The organism is Bacillus sp. AFS088145, from assembly GCF_002564465.1.
GTDB lineage: Bacteria > Bacillota > Bacilli > Bacillales > Bacillaceae_G > Gottfriedia.
Genome location: NZ_NUUX01000039.1, coordinates 96,323 through 119,430 on the forward strand (window position 1 = coordinate 96,323; position 23,108 = coordinate 119,430).

At 31.4% G+C, this 23,108-nt stretch carries 22 protein-coding genes; 1 reads left to right on the top strand and 21 read right to left on the bottom strand.

Translation table 11 applies throughout. The features are described from left to right. Nucleotides 1–10: 10 nt before the first annotated feature. The 9 genes from COI44_RS19880 to COI44_RS19920 all read right to left on the bottom strand — a co-directional run bounded on the left by COI44_RS19880 (nt 11) and on the right by COI44_RS19920 (nt 7,764). The gene (locus tag COI44_RS19880) at nt 11–2,227 is read right to left on the bottom strand and encodes a sensor domain-containing protein (RefSeq protein WP_098429488.1); all 2,217 of its coding nucleotides are present in this window, start codon (nt 2,225–2,227) and stop codon (nt 11–13) included. Between the two features lie 597 nt (nt 2,228–2,824). Continuing rightward, the gene (locus COI44_RS19885) at nt 2,825–3,214 is read right to left on the bottom strand and encodes a hypothetical protein (RefSeq protein ID WP_098429489.1); all 390 of its coding nucleotides are present in this window, start codon (nt 3,212–3,214) and stop codon (nt 2,825–2,827) included. 103 nt (nt 3,215–3,317) lie between these two features. Continuing rightward, nucleotides 3,318–3,710, bottom strand: coding sequence for a hypothetical protein (locus COI44_RS19890; protein ID WP_098429490.1), 393 nt, complete (start codon nt 3,708–3,710; stop codon nt 3,318–3,320). Nucleotides 3,711–3,995: 285 nt separating this feature from the next. Beyond that, nucleotides 3,996–4,403, bottom strand: coding sequence for a hypothetical protein (locus COI44_RS19895; RefSeq protein WP_098429491.1), 408 nt, complete (start codon nt 4,401–4,403; stop codon nt 3,996–3,998). Between the two features lie 142 nt (nt 4,404–4,545). After that, a complete protein-coding gene (locus tag COI44_RS19900; RefSeq protein ID WP_098429492.1) occupies nt 4,546–5,169 on the bottom strand; it encodes a hypothetical protein in 624 nt (207 codons plus the stop codon). Nucleotides 5,170–5,348: 179 nt separating this feature from the next. Continuing rightward, the gene (locus COI44_RS19905) at nt 5,349–6,188 is read right to left on the bottom strand and encodes an SPFH domain-containing protein (RefSeq protein WP_098429493.1); all 840 of its coding nucleotides are present in this window, start codon (nt 6,186–6,188) and stop codon (nt 5,349–5,351) included. A 35-nt stretch (nt 6,189–6,223) separates the two neighbouring features. After that, nucleotides 6,224–6,511 (bottom strand): hypothetical protein, encoded by a 288-nt coding sequence (locus tag COI44_RS19910; protein ID WP_098429494.1) that lies wholly within the window; start codon nt 6,509–6,511, stop codon nt 6,224–6,226. Nucleotides 6,512–6,743: 232 nt separating this feature from the next. Continuing rightward, nucleotides 6,744–7,163, bottom strand: a complete 420-nt coding sequence (locus COI44_RS19915) for a VOC family protein (protein WP_098429495.1) — start codon at nt 7,161–7,163, stop codon at nt 6,744–6,746. A gap of 160 nt (nt 7,164–7,323) precedes the next feature. Then, nucleotides 7,324–7,764, bottom strand: a complete 441-nt coding sequence (locus COI44_RS19920) for a hypothetical protein (RefSeq protein WP_098429496.1) — start codon at nt 7,762–7,764, stop codon at nt 7,324–7,326. 232 nt (nt 7,765–7,996) lie between these two features. Between COI44_RS19920 and COI44_RS19925 the strand changes: the two genes are divergently transcribed. Continuing rightward, nucleotides 7,997–9,220 carry an MFS transporter gene (locus COI44_RS19925; RefSeq protein ID WP_098429497.1) on the top strand — a complete coding sequence of 408 codons (1,224 nt, stop codon included), beginning with the start codon at nt 7,997–7,999 and terminating at the stop codon, nt 9,218–9,220. 197 nt (nt 9,221–9,417) lie between these two features. Here the strand turns inward: COI44_RS19925 and COI44_RS19930 are convergent, their stop codons facing one another. From COI44_RS19930 to COI44_RS19985, 12 genes are all read right to left on the bottom strand, one after another. Beyond that, entirely contained in the window at nt 9,418–9,765 is a 348-nt protein-coding gene (locus COI44_RS19930) for an SMI1/KNR4 family protein (protein ID WP_353616024.1), read from the bottom strand. Between the two features lie 180 nt (nt 9,766–9,945). Further along, the gene (locus COI44_RS19935) at nt 9,946–10,206 is read right to left on the bottom strand and encodes a DUF1294 domain-containing protein (protein WP_097977681.1); all 261 of its coding nucleotides are present in this window, start codon (nt 10,204–10,206) and stop codon (nt 9,946–9,948) included. Nucleotides 10,207–10,228: 22 nt separating this feature from the next. Beyond that, nucleotides 10,229–10,705, bottom strand: coding sequence for a Cys-tRNA(Pro) deacylase (gene ybaK, locus COI44_RS19940; protein ID WP_098429499.1), 477 nt, complete (start codon nt 10,703–10,705; stop codon nt 10,229–10,231). A 36-nt stretch (nt 10,706–10,741) separates the two neighbouring features. Beyond that, on the bottom strand, nt 10,742–11,677 hold the full coding sequence (gene rarD / locus COI44_RS19945) for an EamA family transporter RarD (RefSeq protein WP_098429500.1): 936 nt from the start codon (nt 11,675–11,677) through the stop codon (nt 10,742–10,744). Between the two features lie 25 nt (nt 11,678–11,702). Further along, nucleotides 11,703–13,142 carry an MDR family MFS transporter gene (locus COI44_RS19950; protein ID WP_098429501.1) on the bottom strand — a complete coding sequence of 480 codons (1,440 nt, stop codon included), beginning with the start codon at nt 13,140–13,142 and terminating at the stop codon, nt 11,703–11,705. Nucleotides 13,143–13,257: 115 nt separating this feature from the next. Then, the gene (msrA, locus tag COI44_RS19955; protein ID WP_098429555.1) at nt 13,258–13,776 is read right to left on the bottom strand and encodes a peptide-methionine (S)-S-oxide reductase MsrA; all 519 of its coding nucleotides are present in this window, start codon (nt 13,774–13,776) and stop codon (nt 13,258–13,260) included. A gap of 243 nt (nt 13,777–14,019) precedes the next feature. Continuing rightward, complete coding sequence (locus COI44_RS19960) at nt 14,020–15,732, bottom strand: FTR1 family iron permease (RefSeq protein ID WP_098429502.1); 1,713 nt, start codon at nt 15,730–15,732, stop codon at nt 14,020–14,022. Between the two features lie 9 nt (nt 15,733–15,741). Next, nucleotides 15,742–16,992 (bottom strand): iron uptake transporter deferrochelatase/peroxidase subunit, encoded by a 1,251-nt coding sequence (gene efeB / locus COI44_RS19965; protein ID WP_098429503.1) that lies wholly within the window; start codon nt 16,990–16,992, stop codon nt 15,742–15,744. A gap of 1 nt (nt 16,993) precedes the next feature. Next, nucleotides 16,994–17,842, bottom strand: a complete 849-nt coding sequence (gene efeO, locus COI44_RS19970) for an iron uptake system protein EfeO (protein ID WP_098429504.1) — start codon at nt 17,840–17,842, stop codon at nt 16,994–16,996. A gap of 291 nt (nt 17,843–18,133) precedes the next feature. Next, entirely contained in the window at nt 18,134–19,441 is a 1,308-nt protein-coding gene (locus tag COI44_RS19975) for a D-arabinono-1,4-lactone oxidase (protein WP_098429505.1), read from the bottom strand. After that, nucleotides 19,429–20,604 carry an amino acid deaminase/aldolase gene (locus COI44_RS19980; RefSeq protein WP_098429506.1) on the bottom strand — a complete coding sequence of 392 codons (1,176 nt, stop codon included), beginning with the start codon at nt 20,602–20,604 and terminating at the stop codon, nt 19,429–19,431. The genes COI44_RS19975 and COI44_RS19980 overlap by 13 nt, the downstream gene beginning before the upstream one ends. A gap of 97 nt (nt 20,605–20,701) precedes the next feature. Next, on the bottom strand, nt 20,702–22,975 hold the full coding sequence (locus tag COI44_RS19985; protein ID WP_098429507.1) for an AAA domain-containing protein: 2,274 nt from the start codon (nt 22,973–22,975) through the stop codon (nt 20,702–20,704). Between the last annotated feature and the right edge of the window lie 133 nt (nt 22,976–23,108).

Consider the following 23,108-nt stretch of genomic DNA (forward strand, 5'->3'; position numbering starts at 1 on the left):
CCCTTTTTTATCACTTTAAGCTGATCGTTTGTTTGGTTCGGTTTACAATTTCGTTTGCTGGAATTGGTCGGCTAAAATAATACCCTTGTGCATACTCGCAATGTCGACGTTGTAAAAACTCTCCTTGTTCTTTTGTTTCGACTCCTTCTGCTACCATTTCATATCCAAGTGTCTTTCCTAATTTAATAATCGCTGTAATGATTGCTTCAGCATTAGTTTGTGTTTCAATTTCATCTATAAATGATTTATCAATTTTTAATTTGTCGATTGGGAACTGACGTAAGTAGCTAAAAGACGAATACCCTGTTCCAAAATCATCCATAGATAAACGAACACCTAGTGCTTTTAGTTCGTTCATAATGAGAATCGTCTCTTCTGCATCTTGTGTAACACTTTCCGTGATCTCGATATCAAGGAAATGGGGTCCAAGCTTAGTTTCTTCTAGTATTTGTTTAACTGTTTTCGCAAAGTCTTTATCCTTGAATTGCACACCAGAAACATTTACAGCAATACTGTTTAAAACTAAACCTTGTTTATGCCACTCTTTCATTTGAAGACAAGCAGTTTTAAGAACCCATTTGCCAATTAGCGTGATGAGTCCAGTTTCTTCAGCAACAGGGATGAATTCCAATGGTGAGACAAAACCGATCGTCGGATGCTGCCAGCGGATTAACGCTTCAACACCTACCATTTCTTCCGTTACTAAATCAATTTGTGGCTGGTAATGTAAGAAAAACTCGTTATTTTCGAGCCCGTTTCGGATACCCATCTCTACATCCATTTTTCGATCGTTTGCCGCTTTGATTTCATTTGTATAAAATCTGTAATGATTTTTCCCATTGGCTTTCACTGAGTAAAGCGCAGAGTCAGCTTGTTGGATTAAGTCTTCAGCGGTTTTGCCATCAGTAGGAAAAACACTTGCACCAACGCTGATCGATAAATGAAATGTTCGTTCATTTAATACAATTGGTTTTTCGAAAGCTTGAATCAGTTCGTTGGCAAAAACTTCTGCCTTTGTTTCGTCTGCTTGTTTGTGCACGACCACATAGCTATCCCCGCCTGGTCGATACAACTCACAGCATTCGCATACAGTTTCTTTGATTCGTTCACTCACTTGTTGGAGGATAAAGTCTCCAAATGTGTGTCCAAACGTATCGTTGATATTTTTAAAACGATCAATATCGATAAAAAATAGTGTTAAAGACTCTTTTTTCTTATTATGTTCGTCCATTTCTTTTGTAAGGTCTTTGTATAGTGCATTTCGGTTCCCAAGTCCAGTTAATGTGTCGACATAAGCGATTGTTTCTAGTTGTTTGGCCGCTGCTTTTCGTTCGGTCACATCACGCATTATAACTTGCACTACTCTTTCGCCGTTATACGTTGTTTGGAACGATAATATTTCCGCGACGATTTGTTTACCATCTAATCGGTCAATAAAGTATTCTGTGATGACGGTTTCAGTTCCATGCAAAATTTCGTTAAATCGTTTTTTTGCTTGTTCCAATGACTCTTGAGCAATAAAGTTCAACACATTAAGGCCAATCACTTCATCTATTGAATTTGCGCCTATTTGTTCTACCCCTGCTTGGTTGATATACACAACTTCCCCCTTATTGTTGTAAATCAACGTCGTTTCGGGAGAATGTTCAACCAACTTTTGATACCGATCTTCTGTTTCAAGTTGTTTTTGGATGGCAATGGTTTTTTCCGTAATGTCTTTCAAAATATAGGCAAATTGTTTCAACTTGCCGTCTTCGTTTAGGATTGGAATGCATTTACTTTCTAATAGAACAGCACTCCCGTCTTTGTGCTGGAAAGTGACCTCAAATGGTTCTTCTGTAGCTTTGTCGTTTCGAATCTCAAAGCGTTTTTTCATTTTAATCATTTCTTCTGCTTCTAGAAAAGTGAAGATACTTTTCCTTTTATAATCCTCAGATTTGTATCCTAGTAACGAATCGACAGACGAAGAAGCATATTCGATGATACCGTTTAGGTCAATCACGACGATAATATCGGATGAATGTTTGATAAATAATCGGAAGCGTTCTTCAATTGTTTGGGATGAACGGTTTTTTCGGATTAGATAAATCAGAAAAAAGATTGCGCTTAAAGTATTAAACAAAATCCGTTTAAACACAAAGTATTCTTCAATACCACCAAAATAATTTCGGATAATTGGGTCAGTTGAATAAATCCAAAGGATGCTAAAACAAAGATACCCAATCATGAGTCTCCATATTTGTTTGGTTTGTTTTCCTATGGTTGTCAGCTTCGTATCCCCCTGTTCACTCGTTTTATCTAAAAAGTAAAGAATTTATGTTAAAAAATCATAAATTTATTCTAACCTCTTTTAGATACAAATTGTATACAACAAATATTGGTAACGAAATGATGGTTGTTGCATGTAACACAAAAAAACATATCAAAATTTGACATGTTTTTTTGTGTTCATCATTATTTGATGCGTTTTAACAGAGATTTTACAATCGAAATGACATAAATTTAAAAATACCTTTGAATAATAAATTACATATTATCAATAGTTAAATATATCATTGTTCATCTCAACTCAACTATTTTTCTAATTCAGCTGTAATATTTAACGTATAAATCGAATGAGGGTATTGCTTATTTGAATCGAACTCATTACGGTCTTTTAATTGACGATTGATATAATGGTAAAAATAGTTCCTAAAGGAAACCAAACAAATTAACTATTCCCCATTGTAAAGAATGTGTTACTTCAATAATGACTTGGATTAAATAGTAATAAGTAACTTTCCATCCGATTGAACTGTTACTAATGGATTATCAGGATCGCTTTCTAAGGTAAGAATACTTTCTTTTGCAAGTATCCTTTCAAAAAGTCAAAAACAATATTTACATCAGACTCACTTTTTATTTCTTTTGGATTTAGATCAAATTCAATTTCAGTTTCAGAAAATAAATAGCAATTTATCAAAATACCTTTAATATTAATAGTCATCGTAATATTGTGCTTCTCTTTTTCTTTAAATAACAATTTAACAGTTGTATTCCCATACTCAAATATTTGCCCATCTTTATATAGAGTAATATTCCAGTTTGAACGATTGACAAATTCAAATAATTTCTGCCATTCGTCTAAATCTACATTAAACACATAAATATCTCTTAAGCTTCCATCTACAAAAAATACCTGATTTAATGCCTCTATGTTGATGTTTTTCTTCATTAGTCCATTCTCCATAAAAGAATAATTTAAAATCCTAACCATTAGACGGCATTCCTTAGTTGAGTAAGCAACACATATTATGTAAAAAACCTATTTCATTTCCTTATTTAGTTAATCCTGTTCCAACCAGTTGATACTTTTCCTGATTACTAATTTGCTCTAATTTATAAACATAACCGTAATTTTTATCTTTTCTTGTAGATTCTACGTTTACCATATAGGTATTTCCTACTTCAATCAGATTGTAAACCATCGCGTCTTTAACATATATTTTGTAATGTTTTCTATTTTCTTCTTTTTCTCCTGCGTTGTAGCCAATAAACCACATTCTTAAAGATCCCTGTTTTTTATCCGAGTGTTTCTCTACTATATACATTTGCCCAATTCCAATACCAGAATGAATTTCATAATTTTTAACGAAAAAGGAATAACTCATAATCATGAGAATAACTATACCAATCAAATACAACTTCCATTTTCGAAAAGTTTTTTTCAATTTAGTGCCCCCTTACTTATAGTTGTTAATGGTATATGAAAAAACAAAAAAGATAAGCTCAACCAAAAGTGCATTCATAATTATGCTTTGACCAATAAGTTTAAGCATAAAATACCCTTTAACTCGTAATTTCCATCCTCTGAATGTGAATAAAAAATTCACCTGAAAACGTTGCTATGAAATTTTGGGGAAATAGCTGTTTTCCCATCAATAAACATCCATAGTTTGAAAAAGGATTCAATATAAACCTTAGTAACAACTACTTATCATAAATCTACTACGAATTTAAATAACTTTTTGTTTTAATCTGGTTCCAATAAATGTAGTTACAAGAATAAAAACTGGATAGAAAAACAAATAGAAAAATAAGATCAACCCCGCTGCAAAATTATCATTGTCTAAGTTTTTGTTTGGAAACAAAATTCCTAATAATATAGTAAACAAGACAAAATACGGAAACCACAGGACAGAAGTAAACAAAGACCATAATCTACTTTCTAACCATTTTCTCGTAACCATTGGAATAATATAAAACATTGCACATAATATTATTGTCTTTACTCCAATTAAAGCATTCCATAAGAATTCTGTATTAAAACCTGTTAAAACTTGGGTATGTTCGTAACTAACAAGTGAACCAAAAAATAAGAACGCAAAAAGCCCATATAATCCACTAATTCCATTGATTTTCAAAAGGTTTAACTCCAATACGTTTTTTTAAATTATACTAAACATTGTAATAAAGTAACTTGGGGGATCTTTGGACTTTTTAGTAAAAAAAAACCGCCGAAGCAGTCAAGTGTAGTAAAACAAAGGATGATAGTTCAATAATAAATTAGTTAAACTTTCTAAGATTGTTTGATAATTTAACTCCTTTATCATGTAGCCCTAGTTTAATTTGCAATTGAATTGGTAGAATACAAGTAATATTGTTTATATCCACCAAAGTTATTTCTTGTGAATTTGTACGACCTGTAATTTCTTCACCAATCATTGCTATATCAAATGGCGAATGACTAAATATTAATTCTGTAATTGTTGTAAACATCTTATCTATATCTTTTAACCAAAGATTTGATTCCTTTATTAGTGGATAGTTACAATTGTAATTCTCTTCGAATATACCAAAAGGAATACTTATATCTATCCAATCAGACTCTCCTTCAATTCTGATAATACTAATCAAACAAGGAAAAATATTGCCCTTTAAGTCTGCAACTGTTCCATAAAATTGATCTACACTCCCATCTTTTTCAAAATTTATAGGTAGCGTAACAGTATGATTATGATTTTGGAAATCTTTTCTTTCTTTCCACATCCCATTGAAGATATCGCATTTATACAATACAGCAAGAGCTTCATTCAATTTTTTATTAACGCCAGAAGGATTATATTCAATTGATAGTTCATAATATCCTCCATACCATATTTCTTCATTATTGAAATCAATATTATTCATAGAATAGTCTCTCTTTGTTGAACTAGATTTAAGTTTTAGAAGTTAAAATAGATATATCCTTTATACTCTATCAATTCTTTATATTGCATAGTATACCTTCCAAAATCGAATATGCAGTTGTTCTAGTTTTGTTCAAAATACTCTGATTCTAAAAATAGAAACCACAATTTTTGCGGTTTCTATTTATTCATTGTACTTAAAACAGGTTGTGCACCTTTTTCGGAAATAATTGTTACAAGTAGACTAGTAACCATATCGGCTTTTTGACTGTCTGTTGCAGTTAATAATCCTTTTTCTTCAAGCATCATCAAAGCATCTTCCACCATTCCAACAGCACCTTCTACTATTTCTCTTTTAGCTTGAACAACAGCTTTCGCTTGTTGCCTTTGTAACATACTACTTGCTATTTCAGGAGCATAAGCAAGATGACTTAATCGAGCTTCTTGAACTTTTACTCCACTTTTTTGAAGCCGTTCCTGTAACTCAATTTGTAATTCTTCAGCAATCTCTTCTGCATTCCCTCTTAAAGAATATTCTTCTTTATTTGTTGTGTCATAAGCATATTTCGTTGCAATATGACGGATTGCTGTTTCACTTTGAATTATTACAAATTTTTGATAATCTGCAACATCAAACAATGCTTTTTCAACATCAACTACACTGTAGACTACAACTGCAGCAATCTCGATTGGATTCCCGTCGATGTCATTTACTTTCAATACATCGCTATTGAAGTTAACAGCTTTTAGATTTACTTTTGATTTACTTGTAAATGGAATAGTGAAATAGAATCCATCTTCATAGATTGTCCCTAAATATTTCCCCATAAATACCATCGCAACTGCAACATTAGGTTGGTTAATTACAAATCCAGATGAAATCAAACAAACGAATATAAATGAAGCAATCATAAAAAATGCATGACCACTAGTTAAAGAAATACCACCACCAAGTAGTAATAATCCTATTATCAATGCCAACACGATGTAACCGTTAATTCGAAATGCTTCTTTCTTCATATTTTTCTCCTCTTCATTCAACTTAGTTTGTTAAATCAATAATGTAAAATAAATTCTAAATTTGAAAGTAATCCTAGAATTATAAATCCAATTCCTAATGAAAACCATAGTGATTTTACTAACCAAACTGGCAGAAATTTTAAAAAACCTCCAAGTATAAATGTAATTATAATCCCGATACAGCCTAAAAACTCATTTGCATATACAGTTATATCTGCAGCATTATATAAGTTTTCTTTATTTTTTTCATTTGTGATTATTCCTTGTAGTAATAAAAGACCACCTGTAATTATCAGACCTAATCGAAGTATCCAATTGATCACTCCACTAATCCTCCTGATAGTTTTTCTGCTCTTTTGTTTAATAATAGGCTAATTATACAGCTTAGATTGGCCTCTGTAACTTGGGGTATTTTTGTATATTTGATAGAATTTTTTGAAATTCTTTTTTCATCTAATTACCATTTACTTCATTAAAAAAAAGCCGTATAATAGTAGCTCGCGCTATACAACTAATTCATTGCTTTAGTTTCTTAAGATTATAGTTTAGTTTTTTCTATTGTGAGAAAAGATATTTACCTTTGAATATTGGACTTAACTCACTCCATACATCAAATTTATTACCATCTAAATCATAAAAAACAAAGTTCCCTCCAGTGTGACCTCTGTTTTCAATTTCTCCAACTTTTATTTCTTTTTCAACAAAGTCTTTATGAATGGCTTTTAAAGCACTTAACCCATTTACTTCAAAAGTTATAGAAAAATGTTCTTCACCGTAAATATTATAGAAATTAGAACTTTGGTTTTCTTTTGATTTAACAAGAAAGAAACTTTGGTTTGCAAAATTAAGAATTACTTTGTCTTCGTCTTTATAACTTAACTCTGCACCTAATTTATTTACATACCATTCGGAAGAAAGTTCTACATTAGTCACTGGTATATAAGTAGTACCTACCCTTAATAATTTTTCATTCATCATATTTAACTCCTTTTATCAGATTAATAAGTCTATTCTCCTCCTATGTATCTATGTCCTTCAATAAATAATTACCTTGCTTATTCAACTAATCTACCCATTTTGTTCAGTAGAAAGACCAACAAAATCGTCGATCACGTTGTTCAACTAAAGCATGCTGTTATTCAACATATAACCAATCAAAATCATCGTGAAGTATAAATTCTTGTTCTTCTAAACTTAAATAATAATTAGTGCAGACAATATCTATTTCTTTATAATCTTCACCATAATCAATACCTAAATAGAAATGTTTTATATCTTTATTTTCTTTCACTTTAACAGGGATCTGGCCGATTACTTTTGAGTTATCTATTACAGCTGAACGGTAAAATTCACTCCTTTCATCCCATTTAAAACCATATGGAATAGTAGCATAAATAACACTTTCAAATTTTAGAGTCCCTCTCTTAACAAGATAAGTAAACCCATTATCTCTATCCATCCGAGATATGGGCTTTAAAATTTGAAAACAAATGCTTTTTTCACGATGGTTAATAAATAATCCTTCAATCACCGTATCATATAATTCAAGTTCGTCATTTTCTTTATATTCTTGCATCTATTACATGACCATTTCTACTTTTTTACTTCTATTTCGCTATGGTATTTCAGTATTCCTTCTTCAACTATTCTGGCATTAAGTAAAACATGCTCTACCTCATCAAAAAAGTAACCAAACCCTATTAACTAATTTTTCTATTTTTATTTCGATCTTACATAGTCTTTTTTTACTATTGATGAGATAATAGATTTTGTCGAATTATATTAAGGGTAAATGGGGAGAAATTTTTATGTGGAAAAACCGAAACGTTTGGATCGTTTTGTTCGGTGAATTTGGAGCTGGTATAGGTCTTTGGTTCGGAATTATTGGAAACTTGGAATTTATGCAAAAACATGTACCTTCTGATTTCTTTAAATCGTTAATTCTTTTTTTCGGTTTATTAGCAGGAGTTTTTGTTGGTCCGTTGGCTGGACGGTTAATTGATCAATATTCAAAGAAAAGGATTTTACTAATTAGTGGTTTAGGTCGAACTTTAAGTGTGATTCTTATGTTTTTTGCTATTCAATACGAAAGTATTATTTTCATGGTCTTATTTTTAATTATACTGCAAATTTCTGCTGCATTTTACTTCCCAGCGCTTCAAGCTGTTATACCAATGATTGTAAAAAACGAACAGTTATTAACTTTAAATGGGATTCATATGAATATTTCTACAATATCAAGAATTGCCGGAACTTCAATTGGTGGTATTTTAGTTGTATCAACAAGTCTCACAAATGTATACGGAATGAGTATGCTGGCATATGCATTTTTGTTTCTAATGACGTTCTTTTTACGAATTGAAGAACCTACGAATAAACCAATAAGTGTAGAAAAAACAAAAAAATCTAAAGCTGATAAAGGATTTGCTGAAATATTTGCTCTTATAAGAAAAAGTCCAACAATTCTAAATTTATTTATCTTAAACCTGATTCCGGTACTGTTTCTTGGCGGATTTAATTTAATGGTAATCGAAATAAGTGATATACAACATGATCCTTCAGTTAAAGGCCTTATTTATACAAGTGAAGGTATCTCATTCATGATCGGAGCATTTGTCATTAAACGATTAACAAAAAAGTATACGAATAAGCAATTATTATACTTTTCAACTTTTTTAGTAGCTTTTGCTCAGCTATCACTTTACTTTGCAGATCACCATTGGATGACACTTGCCTCATTTGCAATTTTCGGATTTTCAGTTGGTTGCTTCTTTCCTGTTTGTTCAACTGTTTTCCAAACTTCAATTGACAAATCATATCATGGTCGACTTTTCTCATTTAGAAGTATGTATGACAGGGTTACATTCCAGATCGTCCTTTTAAGTACAGGACTATTTTTAGATACAATTGGTTTACAATATATGGTTTTAATTTTCGGAACGGTTTCTCTCTTAATTCTTGCTAGATTGTTGTATAATGACAAAAAATCTAAAGCAGAGTTAGTGAACGAAAATCAAAACTTATCAATGTAATTTAAGAGGCTGTCTCAGAAGTCAGGTTAACTGACATAGAGGCGCCTCTTTGATTTTCAGATTTTATTTGCAGTCCACTGTTTTTTCATCATTTATTTGCACAGAAAGAATACATAATTTCAGATTACACTTTGTCCACATAAAATAAGGGGTCCCATACTTATTACAATTTTGGAACACCCTGATCTTATTAAAATTCAATATCCATATGCCGCTAAAAATTCATTCAAACTAGAATACAGTGTAACGACTTCCCATTTTCGTTCAAATTCATAGGTAGTACATACTTCCCCTGATTCCTCATTGATAAAAATAACATCATCCGTTTCGTCATCGAAGCCAATTATTAACCAGTTTTCTGGCCATTGTATTTTTTTACTTAAGTCCTTTTTAGCCTCATTTAAATCTTCTTCTTTTATAAAATAGATCGTCATATTTTCATTTGAGACTTCATCTATACCGATTCCTTTAATTCTTGAAAACCATTCGTTTTGCATTTTATTCCCCACTTCCAATAAGAAAGCCTGTATCAACCAAGTGATCACAGGCTAACTTTTTTACTTTTGTGCTTTTTTTGATTCAGATAAATTAGATTTATCTTCGTAGTTTGGTTGTTTTTGACCGGCGTTATTTTTTCTTCCACCATTTCCACGTCCCATTTCTTTCGCCTCCTTAAATTGTCATAAAAATATTTTATACAATTAAGGTAAGACTATCCCACTAAATTACAGGAAGAAAAAATAGATTACAAATTGGATAAATAGGATGATCCAATAGCCAAAAACAAATTTTGGATGTTTTGTTTTATGCTTAAAATAATACATTCCTAAAATAGAACCAATCGAACCTCCGATAATTGCAAATAAAAATAAGATGCGTTCAGGAATTCTCCATGCTTTTCTTTTCGCCCTAGACTTATCAATTCCCATAATTGCAAATGAAACAATGTTTACGATTACTAAATAAAACATAAAATACCCTACCATTTGGATCCCTCATAAGACTCGTTTATTTTGAAATTTTTGCTATTTTGCTTCGAGTTGTTTGTATTAAATCTTTTGCATTCAATTGAAGTTGTATACCTATTTTTCCACCGCTAACAATAATCTCTTCTATATCATCAACAGATTCTTCAATAAAAGTAGGGTATTGCTTTTTCATTCCAATTGGTGAACAACCACCTCGAACATATCCTGTACTTGCTAAAAGGTCTTTCACTGGTAATAATTCTACTTTCTTTTCGCCAGCTGCTTTTGCGGCTAATTTTAAATCTAATTCTTTTTCGACTGGTATGACAAATACATAAATCGCCTTGGTTTGACTGATTGATACAAGTGTTTTATAAACTAATTCAGGATCTTTATTTATTTTACTTGCAACAGAAACCCCATCAATCTTTCCATCATTCGAGTCATAGTTTAAGGTTGTATAGCTAACTTTTTTTGAATCTAACATTCTCATTGCATTCGTTTTACTTACAGCCATTTTTACTCCTTTCAATGCTACAAACATAAGATATTTTTAGGCAGAAATTGATTGCTTTTTATTACTATTTTTAAGTTTTTGTTCAATGGATTTCATAAAAGGTGTAGTTGAGACCGCAAATACGATACAAGCTACCCAAATAAATGAAAATGAGATAAAGTCTTTCTTCGAGAAACTTTCATCGTATAATAAAATCCCTATTAATAAACTTATTGTTGGTGAAATAAATTGTAAAAATCCAACATAAGTATACGGAATTAATTGTGCTGCTTTACCGAAAAATAATAAAGGAATAATTGTTACTAAACCAGCACCTACTATTAATAATTGCTCAATTGGTGCACTTTGTACTAGTCCTGCTTGGCCTTTATAAGCTAGGAAACCAAAGTAAAGTAAAGCTACTGGAAAAATTAATAATGTCTCTATTGTCAGGCTTAAGAAAGAATCGATATTTAAAATCTTTTTCAGTAATCCATAAAAAGCAAATGTTAAAGATAATAGTATCGCTACGATTGGTAATGTACCTGACATGATTGTTAAATATCCTACACCTATTGAAGCTAAACAAACTGAAACGATTTGCCAAATTGACAGTGACTCTTTCAATACGATTACACCAAGTATAATACTAACTAATGGATTAATATAATAGCCTAAACTTGCATCAAGTATATGATTTGAATTGACCGCCCATATATATATTAGCCAATTGGTACTAATTAATAGTGAAATAGCAATCATTGATACTAATACTTTTTTATTACTTACAACTTGCTTCCAAGTAATTTTAAATTGCTTTAATTTTTTAGTAAGAAGAATGAAAAGTATTAATGTAACAAAAGACCATATAATACGATGTGTTAATATTTCAAAAGGTGAAATATCTTTAATTAGTTTCCAATAAATTGGTAAGACACCCCATACCACATATGCAAGTACACCGTACAAAATCCCTTTAAGTGTGTTGTTCATTCTCTCCCAGCTTTCTTTTTCTATATTAGTGTGCTATTTCAACCTTTTTTTCTTCAGATTGTTCAGACGGTAAAAATAAAACGAAAATAAATGTAATAATACTAAATACCGCCATAAATAAAGTGATGATTTCAAAACCAGCAGTTACAGCTTTTACTGTTGATAAATGATTGATTTGATTATGAGTATTTAGTACTAATTTTTGACCATTCAATACTTCGGAAGCCTTAATCGTAAAAATAGTTCCTAACACAGCAACCGTAATTGTTTGCGAAAAAGTATTTAAAAAGGAATTTGCGGCAATTGCAATGCCCCGCTGGTTCATTCCTACAGCTGATGAAATTAGGATCATATAAATTGGAAAAGATAATCCAAAGCCAAGACCTAAAAATGCATTAAATGGATAAATTAATATTTTTGAATCATGGAAAAAGTTCATTCCAAAGGCACCTATAATACATAAGAAAGTGCCTAATAGGATAATATTTCTTGCTTTCATTTTCTTAATGAATCGACCAGATAAAAAAGAACCTAATGTCCAAGCGAATGAAAGTGGAATTAACATTAAACCTGACTGTGTCGCACTTAATCCGAACACACTTTGATTATAAACTGGTAAATATACCTCGATCGAGATTAGAAGTGCATGTGCAATAAACATTGCTGCATATGTTACGACTAAATGACGGATTTTAAATAAAGAAAGTGGTAATAATGGTTCCTTTGCTCTTGTTTCAACAAAAAGAAATAACCCAAATAAAATGATTGCAAACGCAAAAAGGAATAATAAATTTGGAGAAGTCCAGTTATGTTGCTCTCCTCCTACAACTAAAGCATATAAAGCAGATAAAGTACTTAATATAAAAAGAATGGAGCCTAAATAATCAATTGAAATTGTATTTTTACGGTCAATTTTTTGATGATAATATTTCCAAAATAGAATAATGGAAATGATTCCGAATGGAAAATTAATAAAAAAGATATAACGCCAAGAAATGAAGTCTACAAAAAATCCTCCAACTAATGGACCGATTACACTTGAAACTGCCCATACTGCACTAATATACCCTTGCACTTTAGCCCTTTCTTGGTATGGATACAGATCACTTATTACCGTCATCGTTAAAGGTAATGCAGCTCCAGCACCTAGCCCTTGAATTGTACGAAATAATATTAATTGACCCATATTTTGTGAAAAACCACATAAAACTGAACCTAAAATAAATAAAATGATACCAAACATTAATAAGTTTTTGCGACCATATAAATCCGATAGCTTCCCATAAATCGGTGTCGTTACAGTCATTGCCAACATATAAGCTGCAAAAATCCAACTCATCAACTTAACACCTGATAATTCTGTAGTGATGGTAGGTGTGGCAGTTGTAATAATCGTCCCTTCAATCGCAGACAATGTAACAGCTACCAACAACCCGATGGTCACTAGCCTTCGATTTGTTTCCATAGTATACCTCCATTCGAGAGCAGATATATGGATTGAATTTTTTAGGATAGATAAATATTCCTATGCTCCCTTAAAAATAATAGAAGCTCTTATGGAGCTTCTATTGTTTCCCTGCCTACTTTTTCCAATTTGATTCAATAAATTCGTCTCTTCCAGACATCGCTCTATCTTCTTTATAGTGTTTTGGATTTTTTTTATGATAGTCTTGGTGATACTCTTCAGCCTCATAAAAAGTAGTTGCCTGTAATATTTCAGTTACGATCGGTTTCTTAAAAATATTACTTTCAATTAATTTTTCTTTTGATTCCATTGCTTCCTTAAGCTGTGAATCATTATGAACAAAGATTGCAGCTCGGTATTGTGAACCTCTATCTTGGAATTGACCGTCTGGATCCGTTGGGTCAATTTGTGGCCAAAATAACTCTAATAGTCTTTTGTATGAGAATAATTCATCGTCAAATGTAATTTGAACTACTTCATAATGACCAGTAGTCCCCTTTTTAACCTCTTCATACGTAGGGTTTTCTAATTCCCCACCCATATAACCTGAAACAATACCATGTATACCAGGTAAATCCTCAAATGGTGTTACCATACACCAAAAACAACCACCTGCAAATGTAGCTTTTTGAATCATTTTAAATCCTCCTAACATTACCTAGTTTACATAATACTATTATGTGAAACCCATCTATTTCTTTAATCTTATCTTATCTCTTTTAAAAGAATTTTTAAATATTTTAGCTCATAATTTTCCAATTTTTTATAAAATGAATTCCGTTAATCTGATTGGACATTTACTAAACTGAAAAGACGATAAAAAACAGACAGTAATTGTCTATTTGAGTGACAATACTGTCTGTTTTCTTATACTGTTTTAAGCAGCAATTGACTTATTATTATGTTTGATTCTTGTTCCAACGAACAACCAAATGACAAATAGTAATAAAATTAGTTGTGGAATGATACTTTCTAGGGAAGGATAAATCCCTAATTTAGGTATTGTTGGAAAAATAGTACTCATATGGTCAGGCAAATAGCCAATTCCTTGTAATGCGTGAATACTTTGACCAATGAATTTAAACGTCAAGTAATAAATACATAAACTTGCGATTGTAAAAAACGGCTTTAAAGGAATAAATTTGCTTCCTTTTAAGATGAAAATTCCAATTATAACAAGTAAAATAATTCCACCTGCAAAACCAGTAATCAATTCTTTGGCTGTAATTGAAGAACTCATACCGATATAAAATACGACAGTTTCGGCACCTTCTCTAAATACTGCGAAAAATGAAAGTAAGCTTAATGAAAGAATTCCTCCGCCTGCAATAGCTGTTTTTGCTTTTTCTTTCATCTTACTACCATATTCTTGTTGGCGAGATTGTTTATGCAACCATAACCCAACTGTTAACATGAAAATAACAGCAATAAGACCAGAGATGCCTTCTATTAATTGATTACTTATTCCAGCTGAGATTTTTGATAATAAGAATTGGAATAATAAACCAGCTACTAAACTAGCTAGAATACCAAAAGCACCACCAACGAAGATCCACTTACGTGCTGATACTTGTTTACCTTTTGACACTAATGCTAGTAAAGCAGAAATAATAATTAAAGCCTCTAAACCTTCACGAAATACAATTGTCCCTGCATCAAACATCGTATAAGATGTTTTCTTCGTAGCTAAGTTTAAATTGTTTTGAATTTGTTTTAATGTTTTCATCGTTGTAGCAGATTTAGGCTTTTCCGTTAACTGAGTTAATGCAATGGATGTATCATTTTCAATCTTCTTATATAATTCCATTGAATTTGATTGAACCATTACTTCAACATATGGCCAATCTTGTATAAATTCATTAAATGTTGATTGTGCTTTCTCTGTATCATTTGATTCTACATAATTGATTGTTTGATTGAGTAGTTTTATAGCTTTCTCAATACTAACTTCTTTTGTTGAGTCACTACTTGGATTATTCAATACATCAATTAATTTAGTAAAAGAATCATTAACTTTCGTAATTGAAGGATTTTCAGTAAACAAAGTTGACCTTGAAGTAATCATATTTGCTTCGATTGAACCATAAAAACCACTATTTGCTTTTCTTACATCATTTTCTATTTTAGACCATTCAATTTCAAAAAGCTTATACTCTGATTGAGCTTTTTCCCAATTCGATTCATTTGATAAAGTTTTAACATTATTTAAATGAGATACTAGTTTAGTAAGATTAATTTGAGAAAGATCTTTCTTATCATTCGTATTTTCAATCCACTTTTCTGTTTCAAAAGCTACCCCACGAATATCATCTTTTACTGTTGCAAGATCATTTTGATCAATATCTTTAATCGCTTGGTCAACTAGTTTATTTAATTTTGAAGTTTTTTTCTCATTTTTAATTAATTCTTTAATCGCTAATAAATCTGTTTTCACTTTATCTTTTTCACCATTTTTAACTTCTGTTAAAGAGTTACCAATATGTGAAAGTACTTGTTCTTGAAGATCAGTTTCAGCAAATGTTTTATGAAACGGACTAAATATTAAACTAAAAAATAGTAAACTAGCTATTAAAAGTATATTTTTTTTCATACAATTCACCTAAAGTAATCCTTCACCAATATAACTTCCATTCTTAACCCCGGGGAAGCATGCAAATACTGCACTACCATTATGTTCAATGTATTCGTTCAATAAATCCATTTTCGCTAATTTATCTTGTAAAGGAATAAATTGTTTTTCTAAGTCTCTTTGGAAACTAACAAATAGTAAGCCGGCATCTAATTTTCCCGTTTGGATATCAAGTCCGTCAGTATATGAATAAGATCTTCTTAAAATTTTAATTTTTCCTTTTCCTTTTGCTAAGGCAACATGAGAATTTGAAGGAATCAGTAATTTCCCATTATCATCTGTTTTCTTTAAATCTATCTTAGCAAATTCACTACTTTCACCAATTGGTGCACCATTTGCTCTGTGTCGTCCAAATGTTTGTTCTTGATCTTGTAATGAACTACGATCCCATTCCTCAACACGGATACGAATACGTCTTGTAACTAGATAAGAACCACCTGTTAGCCAAGCTGGGCCATCGCCATTTTGTACCCAAATATGTGTATTCATTTCTTTTTCATCTTTTGTATCTGGATTTCCAGTCCCGTCTTTAAAGCCCATTAGGTTCCTAGGTGTACTACCTGATGGATCCGCTCCAGATGAACGTTGGAAACCGTGCTGCATCCATTTTAAACTAACAGTTCCACGTCCAATACGAATCAAATTTCTAACGCCATGAAAGGCAACTTGTTGATCGTTTGCACAAACTTGAACTACGATGTCTCCACCGTTCCATTCCTCTCTTAAATCATCACCAGGAAAATGAGGTAAATCTTTTAACCCCGATGGTTTACTTGATTGAATTGATAATCGGTCAAAAAATGTAGGACCAACTCCAAATGTAAACGTAAGCTTCATGGGTTGTAAACCTGTTGCTTCACCCGTATCAATTGGTGGCGATGAAGGAAATTCAGAATCACCTAATTCCTTTCCTTCACTCATTAAAGCTGCTGCTTCAGTCCATTTTTTAAACATTGTTTTGACATCTGATTTTGAAGTAGTTTCTAGTTTAAATGACGCCAAATACATAAAATCTTGAGCAGGAGTTGTAATACCTTGTTGTTGCTTACCATAAAACGGAAGAATCTCTCTTGCATCCGCTTTAGCAGGTGAAAAGAAATTTGTTACCTTTTCAGTAGCTGCTTCAATTCCAGTTGCACCAATTAGTATACCAGCTCCACCAACTCCCATAAGTTTTAATGCATCTCTTCTAGAAACTTTATTCGTTTCTAATTTTTTCATATTATTTAACCCCTAATGTTGACCCAACTTGAGAAATCGGTTCTGCTAATGCATCTACTTGTTGAGCTAATTTTTTCACTTCATCTTCTTTTAACTGTTTGTAATCAACGTATTGATCACCTTTTTTATAAGTATTTAAAGTTGTCATTAAATCATTGAATCTAGTTTCAATTGTTGAAGCTAAATCAGCATCTTTTGCTTTTAATTTTTCTGATAATAATTGAACGATTTTATCCGAACCTTCCACGTTAGCTGCAAAATCAGCTAAATCAGTATGTGAATATCGTTCTTCTTCACCTGTAACCTTTGAAGATGAAACTTCATTTAATAATTCTACAGGACCAGTTACAAATAATACCGGATCAATTTCAGCTGTTTCTACTTTTGCTCTTAAGTAGTTAGCATCCTTCATAAGTTGTTCTGTATATTTTTCAAGACCTTTTGTTGTATTTTGAACCCAAAGAACTTGCTCAATTTTATGGAAACCAGTCCATTCATTTGCAGGTACATCACCTTCACGTGCATCGATTTTTGGATCTAAATCGCCAAATGATTCTGCCACTGGTTCAATTCTTTCGTAATATGAACGACTAATTGGATACAAACGTTTTGCTTCTGCCATGTTTCCTGCATTAATTGCATCAACGAACTTCTGTGTATTTGATACGAACTCTTCCGTTTGAGATATAACGAAATCTCTATAATTATTAATCTCTGAATCTAAATTTATTTTTGCTTCTACTTTTTGTTCTTTTTTTACGTTACTAGCTTCTTCACTTTTTTGTGCACAACCTGCCATCATTAAACTTGTAGCAAGAGAAATTGCGATCATTGTCGTTTGCTTCTTCATGAAAATACCCCCGAAAACTCTAAATTAAATATATGTATTTGATATTGATAACCTTTCTCATTACTCATCATAATACAATTGATAAATATTTTCAATTAGATTTTCATAAAAAAATGACTGAACCTTGTTCAGTCATTTTAAACTATTTAGAAATGTACCTATTATTTAGACCGAGTTTTCTAATTAATTTCACTTAGTGTTCGTACTTTTTAATATTACCTCTTATATAATTAAGGTACTACAGATAGAACTATTAAATCATTAAACAGCAAGCCTTAAAATCAACAACTATTATTCAATCTTAAATAATTTCGCTAGATAAGCGTTCACAAAAATATTATTCTGATCTAATTGACTTCGAATAGTAAGAAAGTTAGATAATGATGGATACAGGTGATTTAGTTTTTCTATATTCATTGAATGCATTTTTCCCCAATGTGGTCTACCATTGTAGCTTTGAAGAATTTCTTCTATTCTATTAAAATAGTCTTGATGATCCATTCCTTTATACATGTGGATTGCGATATACGCTGAATCACGCATCGAAGCAGGACTAATTAAAAAATTATCTCCTTTTACGAATCGACATTCGATTGGGAAATGGACGTTAAATCGTTTATTTTTTATCTCTTCTTGTATTTCTAAAGTTGCATCATTCATATATTCAGTTGGAATACTATATTCCATTTCGTTAAATTTTACATTTCGAGTTGTTGAAAATAATTCATGGCTCGGTCCGACCATCCTTGAATTTGGAACACTCCTACCACTTATTTTACTAATTTGAGAACTACTTTTTGGAAAGTTTCTACTAAATTCACTTAATAACCAGAATGCTTTATTTTCAATAGTGGCTACCTTCCATTTCTCATATTTAAATGAATGTTTCTTCGTTCTAGTTTCATTCATTACCTTTATTTGAACATGATCAGAATAAGGAAATAAGTAAAACTCAAAATGTTCATTTTCTTTTTTCAAATTTAGTAGATTACTATAAACCTCATCAATCATTACTTTTTTACTCTCATAACGATACGTATTAGCAGGCTTTATTCTAATTTTAAATTTAACAACTATGCCAAGTAGACCTAACGATACGCCAATTGCCCTATATATATCTGTATTTTTTGTTTTTGAACAATCTAATAGATCACCTGATGGTAAAACTACTGTCATCTCTTCGATTTGTGTAGATAAAATTCCGTGATCAATTCCTGTCCCGTGGGTACCCGTTAAAAATGCTCCCGCAATCGATTGAACATTAATATCACCTAAATTTTCTTGCGAATAACCTGATTCGTATAATTCATTTCCTAATTGCTCAAGCTTAGTTCCAGCCCAGACTTCGGCAATCTGTTCCTCTTTGTTGATTGAAATAACACCATTTAAATTATCTAATGACATTAAATAGTCGTTTGTTGAAATTAGTGGAGTAAATGAGTGACTTGAACCTACTACTCTTATTTTCTTATTTTCCAAGTTAGCTTTTTTAACGAGGTTTACAACTTCTTCAATCGATGATGGATACAATACTTGATTCGGTTTAAACTTTACACTTCCAGACCAGTTTTTCCATAACATACTTTTCATAGGAAGCACCCCCTATCTCCTCTGTATGTTGTAAACTGGTCGATGATTTTATTTTTACTTACTACATATAAATGAGAAAAACGCTCAGCAATTTCGCCGGACTTACTTGGTCTAAATAAAATTGCTTCTCCTATTTTTAAATCTTCATGTCCTGAATAAAAAACTGGGGTTTGAACTTCACCAGCACCTTCTAGTGGCAATAAAGTACAATGATCTGGGGAATATGGAGTTGGTAATTTTTCTTTTCCTACAGCACCTGATGCGATAAATCCTCCACTAGTGCATGTAAAAATCTTATCCGCTGGTTTTCGAATGATTGGTAAAGCAAAGCCAATTGCAGGTTGATATTGAAAACTTCTGTATTCATCAAATAAAGTTGGAGCGTAAAATCCTGAGCCTACTGTTACTTCAGTAACTACTTTTTCCTTTGTCGTCGAGTGAAGACTTCCTGTACCTCCACCATTTACAAACTCAAGTTGATAGCCATCTTTTTCAATGTATTTAACAATTTCTCTTCTTTTTTTCGCTATTTCACCTAATGATTTCGTCTTTAAAAACTGGATTATTTTATTTTTCAAAATCTTATTTTTGGCATCATCACCAACACCTGCAATTTGTGCCTCATATCCCATAATTCCTTCCAAGCGCACATTCAAGGACTGCAATATATGGGTTAGTAGAGGTACTAAATCTCTAGTTTCTTTAATAGGTGACCTTCTTACCCCAAAATGAAATCCTAAATATGAAGTACTCATGTCTATGTCAATACAAAGTGGAATAACAATCTCCTTTTTTACCGCGATCTTTTCAATCATACTAATCTGTTCTGTCTGATCCACCATACAAATAATTTTTTTACCCTTTTTTATTTGACATGCAATTTTATTTAATCCTATTACATCAACTGTTGGATAGCCAATTAATAAATTATCAAATCCATTTTCAGCAAGAAAATCTGCTTCATGGGGGTTATAACACATTAACCCCTCATAACAATCATTGCTCTCTAAAATATATCTTAAAACTTGTACACTACGAATTGATTTTGTAGCAATTCGAATTTTCTTACCGTTTGATTTAGCTGCAATATCATCCACATTTTGAACAAAAGCATCCCAATCTAAAAAAGCACATGGCATAGACAATTTAGAAAATACCGATCGATCGACCATTTATTCACCTATCCCGATAGCATTTTTTATTAATTTATGCTGAAAATTATTTAATAAGAATAAAAAAAAATTACATAGAATACTTTCTATGTAACTTTTAATAGTCGATAAAGCCTTTTAATATTTGACATGTTAAAGGACAATTCAATCTCGCAGAGTTATTTGATTGGTTTAAACTAACATTTGACAAAGGAATTCCATACCACAAAAGTTCATTATCAATCATAATAAAAGGTTGTACTTGATCTTTTTTAATAAAACTTCTATTTTTTTGATTTTCAAAATGAGCTTCACTTATAAATAGCATTGGTATCTCAACCTCATTGATAAGTTTTCGAATTTCCAAAGACATTTCGGATAAATTTGGCATGGAGACGATTATTTTTATCTTAGCATTTTTTAGATCATTTACTAATTCATTTTTCAGGTCCATTGAATCATTTGAAAACAGTCTTAACCTCTTTGATATACTCTTTGAAAAAACCTTTTCAAACTCTTCTTTACTCACCTTGTATTCATTATCTATTTGGAAATGAATTAACTTATTAATCGTCTTTTTTGAATTTGTTTTACTTTTTATAAATGGAATATCTGCAATATGAATAAATTTACCTCGAGCTCTAGTCAAAGCAACATTTATTAATCTTTCACTGTTTTGATCTGTTAGCAATAATCCAGGAGAATATTGTGGTTTCGTATCAACTGAATCAAAAATGATTACGTCGCACTCCGCTCCTTGAAATCGGTGTACTGTTGCGATTTGTATTGGTAATTCTCGATATTTTGTTTTCCCGATAATCTCTTTATGGAGTGCCGTAAGTAGCTTTGCCTGTGCTCTATATGGCGTAACAATTCCAATTGACTTGACCCCATCTACTATACTTGAAAGAATACATTGAATTGCAATAATCGCAGAGCCTAAATTATATCTAGAATTCGTATTTGAATCTTTTAAAGCATAGGTTTTTAGAAATTGTGAATTTATTAAACTATTTGCTTGCATTGTAAATGGTCTATGTTTTGCGATTTCCTGTCTTTTTTTGACAGAAGGATGATCAAACACCAACGAATGATAGATTTCATTATTTGTAAATCCAGATATGGCCGGATGCATTCTCCTTTGTTGATTCAATAAAACTAAATTAATTAATGGCTCACCATTTTCTATTTTTTGCACAATGCCAGTATGGTGAAATAAATCTTCCTGTAACCACTTTTTCACATTTTCATTATGAAAGCATGTTGCAATTGGCGGTAATTGTTTAAAATCTCCACATACAACAATTCGTCTCCCTAATGTTGAAGCAAAGGCGATTTGTGGTGTATATGCCATACTAATTTCATCAACAATGACTAAATCGAACTGGCGTAAATAGATTAAAGGATCAATTGAACATTTCGATAATGTAGTTCCGATCACTTTTGCTTGATCAATCAATTCTTTTTCTTTTTCACGAATTTCCCCTCGAATTTTATTTAACTTATTTTGAATTTTACTTAAATCATCTAATTCTTTTTTTGAGGCTGCACCCCTTCTAGCTTTCCTTAGCATCGAGTGCTTTCGTTCATCTAAATTTTCCAACTCATATTGATTTATACTTCCATTTACTTCAACAAGCTTTGAAGAAAGAACATCTTCGTGTTGTAATAACACTTCATCTTTTGTATACCCATAGCGGACAATCTCGCCACTTTTCCATTTATCTTTCTTTTCTAATTCATGAATTACATTTTTCATTAAAACATCTACTGCAGCATTAGAATGGGCAATTACTAAAACCGACTTGTTTTTTTCGTAATGTTTTAAAATAATATTAGTTAAATTATAAGATTTCCCAGTACCAGGTGGTCCCCAAATATATGTTGTTTCATTATAAAACGAACGATAAATTAGCTCCTGCTTTGTTGAACTTTCTTTCTTCATTTTACTTAAATGTTTAACAGTAGAATCAGCATTCATTAGCTTCATAATCATTTTTTGTTTACTACGATAATCTTTTATTTCCTCAAGTCTTTCAATTAATTGATCTAGTAGCTCCCATGGTTCATTAAAAAGCTCCGCATATGGAATCGTCGAAGTAATTCTTTCATTTATTTTAATTTCAACTTGAGAACCTTTAAAGGACAATAATTCACCTTGATACTCTTGATTTTCTATTTTTATTCGAACCGGCGTTCCTTCTGGGACAAAAATTTCTGCATAAATCGTAAACAAGATAACCGTACTTTGTCCAATTTGATATAGTGGAGTCCCCTTAGAAAGGGTATAACTTCTCCCACCATGAAATTTCAAATAATTTCGTTCCGCTTCAATAGCAGTTTGCCATTCTGTAATTAACTTATTTACGTCATTTAATGTATTTACAATCATTTATTTCACCTTATTAATTTTAAAATTGATATTTAAAGAATTCTCTTTCTCTTTATAGCGTTAGTGAATTTCATTAAATTTTGGAAATCATTTTAACATACAAATGCTCCATAACTAGCACTATTAGAAGTTT